This window comes from Providencia sp. PROV209, assembly GCF_028479485.1.
GTDB lineage: Bacteria > Pseudomonadota > Gammaproteobacteria > Enterobacterales > Enterobacteriaceae > Providencia > Providencia alcalifaciens.
In genome coordinates this window covers 234,989-247,388 of the sequence record NZ_JAMPNR010000001.1, presented here as the reverse complement: position 1 = coordinate 247,388, position 12,400 = coordinate 234,989, and the positions used below count along the sequence as shown (strand labels likewise).

Genomic DNA, 12,400 nt, shown 5'->3' with positions numbered 1-12,400 from the left:
TTAATTAATTATACCGTTCTAAATTGAAACAATTTAATTAACAAACTTAGTTTGTTTCATTATGAAACTTAAGCAATGAATTGATATTATACGAGAGAATAAAGCGAGTCATTGAACCCTTTAGATTCTCTTTCCTCTGAGGCGTTGGTATCATCTTGGAGAACTTCGCTGAAGAATTCGCCCATATTCACGCCTAATACCTTTAATACACGAACTAAACAGTCGATATCAATGCGATTCACACCACGCTCATAACGAAATAGTTGTTGTTCACTAATGTCGATCTCTTTAGCTAATTGAAAAACTGTGTAGCCTTGAGCTTTTCTTAAAGATTTAATTTTTTGTCCAACTGCACAAGCGACAGGATATTTTGTATTCATAAACATTCTCGCTTCAATCTATATTAATTGAATAAAAATCGGTAGATATTTTCTACCATTTTTATTGTTATTTTATATGTACTATATAGTTCATTGATAAAACACGGTGATACATCCAACATCACTAAGCAAATGATATACTAGCCTTCTAATTAGTTTCAACTAGTCCAAAAATGACATTGCAACTATGTAACAAAATATTTTTCTCTATACAAATAAGACGGGTAAATGAATTACCTTTTATTTATCAATGCGTTATACAAACTGATAGCCAGTGAATACCACCTACGAAACTTAGGCGAAAGACCACATTGCGAGACAATTCACTAAAAACTACTCACTTTCCCGTCAAAAAATCCAAAAATAAAGGAAATAAACAGAATTATTTAACACTGTAACAAAGTTAATCGTTTCATGTTAACAGTGATTCTTTTTAGAGCGAAAAACCACTCCATGTGAACATTTTCTGTAAAAGAAAGTAAAAAATATATGTTTTACATATATAACTATTTTGCAACATAAGATATCAATCACTTACATTTTTGAACAGCATGCCGCAAATTAATTAATGCTATATTTTTAAAGTACCATAGTGAATGTAATGTACCGCCTTATTCAACATAACAAAACATTAACGTTAAGGAAGTCGAACATTCACTTTACTTGATGAGTATCACAAAAATATGAACTTTAATGATTATCGATAATCTTATTTTAATATTATTTATTCTCAAACATGATGAAATTATTGAAATTTAAGATTATCAAAATATGAGTAACTAGGATTATTCACTAATATACTACTTTACAGATATTCTTTATCTGCAAAAAAAGAAAATGTTTAATTGCAAACTTCCCTATTTAGATCTTAAGAATATTCTGAATAATTTATTTAAGCCAACATAGACTATCTGTATCGTATAGCACTATTTCATTTCTATCGTACCTTTTATGAACCTAATTCTTAATCATCAAAATTCATTTCATACAAAAAATAGATATGATGATATACCCATTTTATCATGCATAAAATTTAACTTATGTAATTTTTATGATTTATTTTAGTTAACTATATACAAACCTAGAAGCAATCTGGTTCCTCGCTACGCAAGGAAAAACCTTGTTATCGAATTATTCGATAAATAACAGTATCTGCAATTCAGTAATTTATATGAATAATATAATAGTATATATAGATATCTATTGAGGCTTAATAGGAATAGCACGTGGCAAGTGAAATGACGATTTACGCAAGATAAATGATAATCATCATGAGAGGATGTGTTATTTTGCCTCGTTTGGTGTTTTATACTATAACCAAATGATTCAAAACATATCACAATACTTATTAATGAAAGACTAAGTAGGAAATAATAGGGATTTTTGACTCAAGAAAAGATGAAGTGGTGGGCGATAGCGGGCTCGAACCACTGACCCCCTCCTTGTAAGGGAGGTGCTCTACCAACTGAGCTAATCGCCCACTTCATGACGCTAATATTTTGATGGTGGGTCGTGCAGGATTCGAACCTGCGACCAATTGATTAAAAGTCAACTGCTCTACCAACTGAGCTAACGACCCATCGGTACTGCTTTGAATTATTTACTACTTTAGATGGTGGGTCGTGCAGGATTCGAACCTGCGACCAATTGATTAAAAGTCAACTGCTCTACCAACTGAGCTAACGACCCATCTGAAAACATTATTCTTGGTTCTTTGCCCTTCGGATCGAACCAGCAACCATCTTGTTAACAGTTAACGATTCTACCAACTGAGCTAATGACCCATCTGAATTTTTTAATGCAAGAAAAGATGAAGTGGTGGGCGATAGCGGGCTCGAACCACTGACCCCCTCCTTGTAAGGGAGGTGCTCTACCAACTGAGCTAATCGCCCACTTCATAATAATTACATTGCCATAAATAATTGGTGGGCGATAGCGGGCTCGAACCACTGACCCCCTCCTTGTAAGGGAGGTGCTCTACCAACTGAGCTAATCGCCCAATCATTTATGTTGTCATCGTCGGCGGTGGTGGGCGATAGCGGGCTCGAACCACTGACCCCCTCCTTGTAAGGGAGGTGCTCTACCAACTGAGCTAATCGCCCCGTCGTCGATGGAGGTGCATTATAGGGATACTACATTCTGAGTCAACGGTTTTTGAATAGATTTTTTCTGTTCGTTGCAAAAATAATCAAGATGTTTTAATTATCACCTAACAAGTGCCCTTTTTAATCAATTATCTACAATATCTTACTAAATTTTCTTAGAAAAAAATCACCAAAAGCTATCCAGACTAAAAATCTTAGACACTATTTTTTCAATTTGATGATTTTCTTTATCTGTAAAGAGAGAAGCTGATTGAGGATTCATTATAGGATGATAGAATAGAGGGACATTTTAGCAATGCTTAATAAAATCAGGATGCAAGGTCAGCGCATGAAGTCATCCTTTCATGGATGCGCGTCTCCCTTTTAGCCCGTAATATAACAATCGTGTTCATTCCCTATTGTTGTGTTGCATAAAATCCGATGAATATAAGCGCACAAGAAACAACGTTTCGCAATTAAGGCAATCTCGATGAGTAAAATCAAAACCCGTTTTGCACCAAGCCCAACTGGCTACCTGCACGTTGGTGGTGCTCGTACCGCCCTGTATTCCTGGTTATTTAGTCGCCACAATCAGGGCGAATTTGTCCTGCGTATTGAAGACACCGACTTAGAACGCTCAACCCAGGAAGCTATCGATGCCATTATGGACGGTATGAACTGGTTGAATTTAAATTGGGATGAAGGCCCTTACTACCAAACTAAACGTTTTGATCGCTACAATGCTGTGATCGACGAAATGCTAGAAGCTGGCACCGCTTACCGTTGCTACTGTTCTAAAGAGCGTTTAGAAGCATTACGCGAAGATCAAATGGCTAAGGGTGAAAAACCACGCTATGACGGTTGCTGCCGTGACCATGAACATAACCACACGGCGGCAGAGCCACATGTTGTCCGTTTCCGTAACCCACAAGATGGCTCCGTTATTTTCAATGATACCATTCGTGGACCAATTGAATTCAGTAACCAAGAACTGGATGATCTGATCATTCGCCGTACTGATGGCTCACCAACTTACAACTTCTGTGTTGTTATTGATGACTGGGATATGGAAATTACTCATGTCATTCGTGGTGAAGATCATATTAATAATACACCTCGTCAAATCAATATTCTGAAAGCATTGGGAGCACCAGTGCCTGAATATGCTCACGTTTCGATGATTCTAGGCGATGATGGCAAAAAACTCTCTAAACGCCATGGCGCAGTTAGCGTTATGCAATACCGTGATGACGGTTATCTGCCACAAGCACTACTAAACTATTTAGTTCGCTTAGGCTGGTCACACGGCGACCAAGAAATCTTCACTATTGAAGAGATGAAAGAATATTTCTCTCTTGATGCTATCAGCAAGTCAGCAAGTGCATTCAACACTGAAAAATTACAGTGGCTGAACCATCACTACATCAATACCCTGCCAGCTGAAGAAGTAGCAACCTACCTCGCATGGCATATCGAACAACAAAATATCGATACCAGCACAGGTCCACAATTAGTTGAATTAATCAAACTATTAGGTGAACGTTGCAAGACACTGAAAGAAATGGCGGAATCATGCCATTACTTCTATCAAGATTTTGACGAATTTGATGCTGATGCAGCGAAAAAACATTTACGTCCAGTCGCTCGTCAACCATTAGAAGTAGTGAAAGATAAACTCATCGCTATCTCAGATTGGACTGCAGAAAATGTTCATCAGGCAATCGAAGCAACAGCTGCTGAGTTAAACGTCGGTATGGGTAAAGTGGGTATGCCACTACGTGTTGCAGTGACAGGTGCGGGTCAATCCCCAGCTTTAGATGTTACCGTTCACGCTATTGGTCAAGCACGCTCCATTGCTCGCATTGAAAAAGCATTAGCGTATATCGCAGAACGCGAAGCATCTGCACAATAAGCCCCTCTCTATTTACTGCCTCTTAACTTCAGGGGCAGTTTTCTTTTTGCCTCCCCCTTCAAATGGGAATTGATTGCAAAATGTTCTATATTTCAGCAATTAAACCCGAAAAACATATTAATATATTGACACTCCAACCGAGCTTGAATATGATGCCTCCCGTCCAAAAGATTTTGTTTGGGGCTATAGCTCAGCTGGGAGAGCGCTTGCATGGCATGCAAGAGGTCAGCGGTTCGATCCCGCTTAGCTCCACCATCTAAAAACCAGTTTAGATGGTAGAATTTGAACAATAAATTCAACAAAACACTTCGTTCGGGGCTATAGCTCAGCTGGGAGAGCGCTTGCATGGCATGCAAGAGGTCAGCGGTTCGATCCCGCTTAGCTCCACCAAATCTCCCTTATTTCCCATTCTTATTTACTTAATTGTTCTTACCTACTTTCCTAAAAATAACACCTAAAATTTCACTTAACTCATTCAATCCTACTTATCTATCTGTTCACAACTAATTTACTCATATATAATTAACTTATAATTTTATTTAAATAAAATTATTCAGATGTGCAATCGCATATCGTTTGTTTTCCACTTCAACTAGGTGAGTTATGCCACACATAGATGCCGATATCATCGTGATAGGAGCAGGTGTTTCAGGTTTATCAGTCGCAAATCAGTTACAATCTCAACATAAAAAAGTCCTTATTTTAGAAGCTCGCAATCGCCTCGGTGGACGAATCCATACCCAAGAAATTGACAACCAATTTTATGATTTAGGCGCATCATGGATCCACGGGATCACCAATAATCCAATTAATGCGATTGCTCAGCAGCACCATATTCAAACTGTCGTTTTCAATTACCAAGATGCGATTTTCTATAAGAAAAATGGCTTGGTTTTATGTGAAGATGAAAAAGAGGCTTTTGAAGCAGGCCTTGATTATTTGATGAACCAGTTTGAAATCATGTCATCTCCTTGCCAATTTAATAATGCGGCAGAAGCGCTAACTAGCTGGCTTCAAAGCCCGGAGTTTCACCATTTGCTCACCGTACAACACCGTGCGGATCAATCACTATTTGAGCAGCTGCAAGTGAGTTTACATGAATTTTTTGAGGTCATCGCAGAAGATCCCTGTGCATGTACGCTAGAGACCTTATCACCGCATTTTTTACAATTAGAAGGCTTTTGTGAAGGCGATGAAGTGATTTTCCCTCGAGGGTACTCACAAATCATCGAAACGCTATCTGATGGGCTAAATATTCGTCTTAACCATCCCGTTAAGCATATTGATTACCATGATAACCACGTTACCGTGACAACCCATGATGACCAACAATTTCATGCCACTAAAGTGGTTATTACTGTACCGCTTGGTGTCCTGAAGAAAGAAGCTATTCAATTCACACCAGCACTACCTAATGTAACTCAAGATGCGATTAACCAACTTGGATTTGGTGTATTCAATAAACTATTTGTCACTTTTGAGCATGCATTTTGGCGTAAGGATTCACTCAATAATGTGAATAGTATGTATATCCATGAGTCTGATTACTGGCTCAATTTTATGGATGTAAGCACGATTTACCAAAAACCAACCCTACTCTTTCTATTTGGTGGGTTGTCCGCAAAATGGCTTGAGGAGTGTGATGAGCAGACCGCATGGCATGAATTACAAGCATCACTCTGTAAAGTGTTTGATCATGTTCCCGCGCCAATACGTTTGATGAAAACCGAATGGGAAAAAGATATTTATGCGTATGGCTCATTTAGTTATCCTGCATCTAACTATTCAGCCAATCAAATCGCACAATTAAAACAGCCTATTGATAATAAAATCTTCTTTGCGGGAGAGCATTTAGCACTATTAGGCGCAGGTACTGTGCATGGCGCTTACCAATCAGGTATAGAAACGGCTAATACAGTGATCAGCACACAATAATAGGCTATTAAGCCTCTAACCCTTATTGGCGTTTTAGAGGCTTAACAATGCTATCTAGCCCTTCAATCTTCAGCCCTAATGTCATTTCCATCAACTGTCCTAACCGCCCTGCCGGAAACTCCCCTTTTTTATAAAACCATAATAGGTATTCCTCTGGCAGGTCAATCAGTATGCAACCTTTATATTTACCAAACGGCATCGATGTATTAGCTATATCAATTAAGTCTTGTTTTTCCATTCTTTCCTCATGCTTTATCGATAGAAAGCCTTAGACATAAAAAAACGGCATTCACTGAATGCCGTTTTTCACTGTAACACTTTTTATAGCGGTAACTACAGGATTAATCCAACCACTGCCGCAGATAAGAAGCTTACCAGTGTTGAACCATACAGCAATTTCAGACCAAAACGTGCAACGGTATTTCCTTGTTTTTCATCTAACCCTTTAATCGCACCAGCAATAATACCGATAGAAGAGAAGTTAGCGAACGAAACTAAGAATACAGATAAAATACCAACAGAACGGTCTGATAAACCTGATGCCACTGCTTTTAAGCCATCCATTGCTACGAATTCGTTAGTGACCATCTTCACAGCCATGATGCCGCCAACTTGCAGTGCTTCATTAGCAGGAATACCTAACATCCAAGCAAATGGATAGAACACATAACCCAGCATGGTCTGGAAGCTCACGCCGAATATCGCGGAACAGATACCATTAACCATGGCAATCAGTGCAATAAAACCAATCAGCATCGCAGAAACGATAATCGCAACTTTAAACCCTGCAAGAATATATTCACCTAGCATTTCGAAGAAACTTTGACCTTCATGCAGACTACGCATTTGGATCTCTTTTTCCCCTTCAGGTGGGTACGGGTTGATCAGTGATAATACAACGAACGTACCAAACATGTTCAGCACCAGCGCTGCAACCACATATTTTGGATCCAACATCGTCATGTATGCGCCAACAATTGACATTGAAACGGTCGACATCGCCGTTGCTGCCATCGTGTACATTCTTCTTTCTGACATGCTGCTTAATTGGTCTTTATATGCAATAAAGTTTTCTGACTGACCCAGCAATAATGAGCTCACTGCGTTGAATGACTCAAGTTTACCCATACCGTTAACTTTCGATAACACCGTACCGATGATACGAATGACAAAAGGCAGTACTTTAATGTGTTGTAGAATACCAATCAGCGCTGAAATGAAGATGATTGGACACAGCACTTGCAGGAAGAAAAAGGCCAAGTTTCCTTCAATCATTCCACCGAAGATGAATTTAGTCCCTTCTGCTGCATAACCCAACAAGTGGGTAAAGACACCAGCAACAGCAAGAACAAAGGACTCACCAATACCTGATTTTAAGAACAAGTAAGCAAGCGCAATTTGAATAACGAGCAATTGAATAACGTAGCGTGGACGAATCCCTCTACGGTTACTACTCGCTAGAATCGCAAGTGCAGCGATAATAACTATGGATAAAATAAAGTGCAGGATCGAGGTCATATTTGACTCCAACAAAGTTACGAATCAGTCTATGCGCATATTCTATGTAATGGGCAACATTTAAATGAGATTAAAGTCACATTAATATGAAAACTGGCTCTACCATTTTTCCAAAAGTAACGACCAGATCACGTTTCACGAGTCACGTCCCAATAACAACAGGATAAATGTTAGCCAGAAAATAATAAATGCCATTATCCCCTTGGTTGATAATGGCATTGCGCATTAAATATAGGTCACGATTAGATATTCAGCAAACGAATTAACTCTTCTTCATCAATGACTTTTATGCCGAGTTCAGTAGCTTTCGCTAACTTAGACCCCGCCGCTTCACCCGCAATAACTAAGTCCGTTTTTTTCGACACACTACCTGCGACTTTCGCACCTAAAGCGACCAGTTTATCCTTGGCATCATCACGAGAAAGTGTTGACATCGAACCTGTCAGAACAACTGTTTTACCCGCAAATGGACTGTCAATTTCAGCACTATTAATGACTTTAACTTCTGGCCAATGGATATTCGCAATAGTCAGTAAATCATGAATAACTTGGCGATTATGTTCTTCACGGAAAAAATGCACGACATGCTTCGCAACCACTTCACCAATATCCTGTACAGTTTTCAGTGAATCTTCATCTGCTGCCATCACCGCATCTAACGACGCGTAATGTGCGGCGAGGTTTGCCGCGGTGGCTTCACCCACTTCACGGATCCCTAATGCATAGATGAAACGGGCGAGTGTAGTTTGTTTAGATTTCTCTAACGCATCAATCAGTTTTTGCGCGGATTTTGGTCCCATTCTTTCTAGACCCGTTAATTTACCCGCTGATAATTGGTAGAGCTGCGCCGCATTTGCGACATACTCTGCATCCACCAATTGCTCAATGATTTTATCTCCCATGCCATCCACATCCATTGCACGGCGAGAAACAAAGTGCTTCAGAGACTCTTTCAACTGCGCCCCGCAGGTTAACCCGCCTGTGCAGCGAGCTACCGCCTCCCCTTCTACACGCTCAATATCCGAATTACATACTGGGCAGTGTGTTGGAAATATAATTTCACGGCTATCCGCAGGGCGTTTGTCCATGACAACACTGACAATTTGTGGGATCACATCCCCTGCTCGACGGATTACGACCGTATCACCAATGCGAACACCTAAGCGATCTATCTCATCGGCATTATGGAGTGTCGCATTACTGACGACGACACCTGCAACTTGTACTGGCTCTAAACGTGCCACAGGTGTGATGGCTCCAGTACGCCCAACTTGGAATTCAACATCCTTCAGCAATGTTATCTGTTCTTGGGCTGGAAATTTAAATGCCGTAGCCCAACGTGGCGCACGCGAGACAAACCCCAATTCCTCTTGGATTGCAATATCGTTCACTTTAATCACTACACCATCGATATCAAAACCGAGTGTTGGGCGAATTTTTTCAACATGATGATAAAAATCGAGAACTTGCTGGCAACCCACACGCAGTTGAACATGCTCACTGACTGGTAATCCCCAAGCTTTAAATTGCATTAACCGTTCATAATGGGTATCCGGAAGTGTTTTTCCTTCCACAAGCCCCACGCCATAGCAATAAAAGGTTAATGGACGTTTAGCCGTAATACGTGGATCTAACTGGCGAAGGGAACCTGCTGCCGCATTACGTGGGTTAGCGAAAATCTTACCATCCGTTTTACGTGCTTCTTCGTTCATCGCCTCAAAGCCTTTTTGAGGCATAAAAACTTCACCACGAATTTCAACACGCGCAGGAATATTATCCCCGCGTAAACGTAGCGGAATTGCTTTGATCGTGCGTACGTTGGCCGTGATATTTTCGCCAACCGTACCATCACCACGGGTTGCCGCTTGAACTAACTCACCATTTTCATACAGCAAACTGACAGCTAGACCATCTAATTTGAGTTCGCAGCAAAATGTTAATTCAGTGTGGTTATGCAGTCGGTCTTTCACGCGTTTATCAAATGCGAGATAGCTTTCTTCATCAAATACGTTATCTAAAGAAAGCATGGGAATTTCATGGCGAACAGTGTCAAATGCCGCTAAAGGTGCTGCCCCTACGCGCTGCGTTGGTGAGTCCGTTGTGATCAGCTCAGGATGTTCTGCTTCAAGCGCCTTGAGCTCTTGCATCAGTTTGTCATATTCCACATCAGGAATTTCAGGGGCATCCATAACATGATAGAGGTATTCGTGATGGCGCAATTGCTGTTTTAACGCGTCTATTTTTTGTATGAGTGCGTCAGGATTTTTTTTCGTCGTCATGTTTCACCAATAGATATAAAAAACCCCCTAAGTCGGGGGTTTTAATTAACTTAATGTATTTCGAATTCTTGCATGATACACCTCTATTTTTTGAGGTGTCAGTATTTTTCGTTCATCATCCAATACAACACCGCCTGCATCTGATGCGATGCGCTGCGCGGCTTGAAGCATGAGTTTAAAGTTTTGGCTCGCCTCACCGTACGATGGCACCATCATAAAGATAGAGACACCCGGCGTCGTGAAATCAGCCATAGCTTCTGGATCAAATGAGCCTGGCTTCACCATATTCGCCAAACTAAAGAGGACTGGACCAGACCCCGCTGGGTGCACATGGCGGTGGAAAATATTCATGGCTCCGAATTGGAAACCCGCCTGAAGAATACTTTGCAACAAAGCTTCACCTTCAAGAACTTGACCATGATGTGCCGCAACGTGCAGTACCAGAACAATTTCTTTTTCGCTTGCAGAGGCGGCTTTCTCGGTCAATGCAGTCTCAGGCTCTTGTGCAACTTCAGCGTGAGAATGTGCAACTGACTGCGCCGTTTCCTGAGAAACTGGAGCTTGTGTTGCAGGCGATTGAGGTGCTCGCTCTTGAACGGGTGCAACAGAGGTTGCCGGCTCAGGATAAATTCTTACTGGCTCTGAAACATGTTCTTGAACATCAGCATCATCCGCAATATTAATCGTTAATTGCTCTGGTGCCTGACGATTATCGGCATGTGGAGCAAATACTGGCTCAGAAGCAACTGATTTAGCGACTTTAGGAGCAAGTTGCGGTGAGTGCTCTGCCGTTAAATTAAACTCAGGCTCTGCATCACGTTGCGTTGTATGAGATGGAGAAATATGAGGTTGAACAACGGGCTCAACACGCGGCTCTTCTTTCACCATATAGATAGGCTGATCGTCAACAGCGACTTTTTGTGTCGGTTGATTCTCAGTAAACAAAGCAGAATCATCATATTCAGATGAGTTTTCCTGCGTGTCATTCTTTCTACGTTTTACAGGTCTGTCGCGAAATAACTTAGAGCGCTCTTTACGGCTGGTCCATAAACCATGCAGTAATAAAGCGACAATCGCTATCGCACCTACGACCACTAATATTAGACGCAAATCCTGCATCGCTGCTATCTCTAGTTGATGAATAATGATGCCATCACGGCGGAAACTACCTTAAGATTATTTCTCAATTGCTCTAAGTGCAACCCTCAGAACGATTTTCTTACAAGAAAGAGAATATTCCGCTTTCATTTGCTGCTTTTTTATACAAAATTATCACTAGTCAGTGTAATTTCATACCTATATGATACATGCTCACCCGTAAAGGAGATAATAAGAAGTATGACCCAATCGACATTTTCGCCACAAAAAAATCACTCTGGATTTTATTACTTTTCCCAAGGGTGGCGACTAATCACTCGTCCTGGTATTAAACGTTTTGTACTTTTGCCTCTGTTAGCAAACATTCTGTTACTTGGTGGTGCTTTTTGGTGGTTATATAGCAAACTGGGTGGATGGATTGAGCAGGTCATGAGCTATATTCCTAGCTGGCTACAATGGCTTGACTATTTGATTTGGCCCGTCGCTGTCATTTCTATCTTACTGGTATTTAGCTATTTCTTTAGTACCATCGCCAATATTATTGCGGCGCCATTTAACGGCTGGTTATCCGAGCATTTAGAAGCTGAACTGACGGGTAAACCTGCTCCTGATACAGGTATGGCTGAACTACTAAAAGATGTGCCACGCATGATTAAACGTGAATTTGTGCGTATTGCTTACTATTTACCACGCGCTATCGTGCTATTGGTCCTGTTCTTTATCCCAGGGATTGGGCAAACTGTCGCCCCTGTTTTATGGTTCCTATTCGGCGCATGGATGATGTCCATTCAATATTGTGACTATCCTTTTGATAACCATCGCGTTGGATTCAATGACATGAAGCAAGCGCTCTCAAAAGACCGCGTGAATAATGTTCAATTTGGTGGCGCTGTCAGCTTACTCATGATGATTCCAATTCTGAACTTAGTGATCATGCCTGTTGCCGTCTGTGGAGCAACATTAATGTGGGTCGACCGCTATCGCGCTCGTTATGCTCGCTACTAATACTTTTTAGGGATATGCAGGTACCCCACCTGCATATCCCTACTGTCAACGCTTCTCACTATTCTGCTCTCCATCATACTTTCAATCTTGGTTATAATAATGTGTTTTTAAATAACCTATGGTTATATTCTAGCGTTAAATCATATTTGCAATAATCAGTTGTTCGAGTATGTTGAATTCATATTCAAT

The 12,400-nt window shown here is 40.7% G+C and carries 8 protein-coding genes and 8 tRNA genes; 5 read left to right on the top strand and 11 right to left on the bottom strand.

Features of this window, described 5'->3' with window-relative positions; genetic code table 11:
- Positions 1–86: 86 nt before the first annotated feature.
- From PR795_RS01250 to PR795_RS01220, 7 genes are all read right to left on the bottom strand, one after another.
- Complete coding sequence (locus PR795_RS01250; RefSeq protein ID WP_006661320.1) at positions 87–380, bottom strand: helix-turn-helix domain-containing protein; 294 nt, start codon at positions 378–380, stop codon at positions 87–89.
- A gap of 1,404 nt (positions 381–1,784) precedes the next feature.
- Positions 1,785–1,860 (bottom strand) — tRNA-Val (locus PR795_RS01245).
- 23 nt (positions 1,861–1,883) lie between these two features.
- Positions 1,884–1,959: transfer RNA gene (locus PR795_RS01240), tRNA-Lys, on the bottom strand.
- Positions 1,960–1,993: 34 nt separating this feature from the next.
- Positions 1,994–2,069 (bottom strand) — tRNA-Lys (locus PR795_RS01235).
- 127 nt (positions 2,070–2,196) lie between these two features.
- Positions 2,197–2,272 (bottom strand) — tRNA-Val (locus tag PR795_RS01230).
- A 31-nt stretch (positions 2,273–2,303) separates the two neighbouring features.
- Positions 2,304–2,379, bottom strand: a tRNA-Val gene (locus PR795_RS01225).
- Positions 2,380–2,406: 27 nt separating this feature from the next.
- Positions 2,407–2,482 (bottom strand) — tRNA-Val (locus PR795_RS01220).
- A gap of 472 nt (positions 2,483–2,954) precedes the next feature.
- Here PR795_RS01220 and gltX point away from each other — a divergent pair.
- The 4 genes from gltX to PR795_RS01200 all read left to right on the top strand — a co-directional run bounded on the left by gltX (position 2,955) and on the right by PR795_RS01200 (position 6,311).
- A complete protein-coding gene (gene gltX, locus PR795_RS01215; RefSeq protein WP_006658600.1) occupies positions 2,955–4,376 on the top strand; it encodes a glutamate--tRNA ligase in 1,422 nt (473 codons plus the stop codon).
- A 179-nt stretch (positions 4,377–4,555) separates the two neighbouring features.
- A tRNA-Ala gene (locus PR795_RS01210) sits at positions 4,556–4,631 on the top strand.
- A 59-nt stretch (positions 4,632–4,690) separates the two neighbouring features.
- Positions 4,691–4,766: transfer RNA gene (locus PR795_RS01205), tRNA-Ala, on the top strand.
- A gap of 213 nt (positions 4,767–4,979) precedes the next feature.
- Complete coding sequence (locus PR795_RS01200) at positions 4,980–6,311, top strand: flavin monoamine oxidase family protein (RefSeq protein WP_036960971.1); 1,332 nt, start codon at positions 4,980–4,982, stop codon at positions 6,309–6,311.
- A 22-nt stretch (positions 6,312–6,333) separates the two neighbouring features.
- Here the strand turns inward: PR795_RS01200 and PR795_RS01195 are convergent, their stop codons facing one another.
- From PR795_RS01195 to zipA, 4 genes are all read right to left on the bottom strand, one after another.
- Positions 6,334–6,549 (bottom strand): DUF3820 family protein, encoded by a 216-nt coding sequence (locus PR795_RS01195; RefSeq protein ID WP_006658602.1) that lies wholly within the window; start codon positions 6,547–6,549, stop codon positions 6,334–6,336.
- Between the two features lie 95 nt (positions 6,550–6,644).
- Positions 6,645–7,829, bottom strand: coding sequence for a NupC/NupG family nucleoside CNT transporter (locus PR795_RS01190; protein ID WP_006658603.1), 1,185 nt, complete (start codon positions 7,827–7,829; stop codon positions 6,645–6,647).
- A gap of 242 nt (positions 7,830–8,071) precedes the next feature.
- Complete coding sequence (gene ligA, locus PR795_RS01185; protein ID WP_181480080.1) at positions 8,072–10,108, bottom strand: NAD-dependent DNA ligase LigA; 2,037 nt, start codon at positions 10,106–10,108, stop codon at positions 8,072–8,074.
- Between the two features lie 45 nt (positions 10,109–10,153).
- A complete protein-coding gene (gene zipA, locus PR795_RS01180; RefSeq protein ID WP_272516581.1) occupies positions 10,154–11,227 on the bottom strand; it encodes a cell division protein ZipA in 1,074 nt (357 codons plus the stop codon).
- 219 nt (positions 11,228–11,446) lie between these two features.
- Between zipA and cysZ the strand changes: the two genes are divergently transcribed.
- Positions 11,447–12,211, top strand: coding sequence for a sulfate transporter CysZ (gene cysZ, locus PR795_RS01175; RefSeq protein WP_006661317.1), 765 nt, complete (start codon positions 11,447–11,449; stop codon positions 12,209–12,211).
- Positions 12,212–12,400 lie beyond the last annotated feature (189 nt).

What these genes read in the sequence shown, in the direction of transcription:
- PR795_RS01250 (WP_006661320.1), bottom strand. Translation starts at nt 380, where the DNA reads ATGAATACAAAATATCCTGTCGCTTGTGCAGTTGGACAAAAAATTAAA.
- gltX (WP_006658600.1), top strand. Translation starts at nt 2,955, where the DNA reads ATGAGTAAAATCAAAACCCGTTTTGCACCAAGCCCAACTGGCTACCTG.
- PR795_RS01200 (WP_036960971.1), top strand. Translation starts at nt 4,980, where the DNA reads ATGCCACACATAGATGCCGATATCATCGTGATAGGAGCAGGTGTTTCA.
- PR795_RS01195 (WP_006658602.1), bottom strand. Translation starts at nt 6,549, where the DNA reads ATGGAAAAACAAGACTTAATTGATATAGCTAATACATCGATGCCGTTT.
- PR795_RS01190 (WP_006658603.1), bottom strand. Translation starts at nt 7,829, where the DNA reads ATGACCTCGATCCTGCACTTTATTTTATCCATAGTTATTATCGCTGCA.
- ligA (WP_181480080.1), bottom strand. Translation starts at nt 10,108, where the DNA reads ATGACGACGAAAAAAAATCCTGACGCACTCATACAAAAAATAGACGCG.
- zipA (WP_272516581.1), bottom strand. Translation starts at nt 11,227, where the DNA reads ATGCAGGATTTGCGTCTAATATTAGTGGTCGTAGGTGCGATAGCGATT.
- cysZ (WP_006661317.1), top strand. Translation starts at nt 11,447, where the DNA reads ATGACCCAATCGACATTTTCGCCACAAAAAAATCACTCTGGATTTTAT.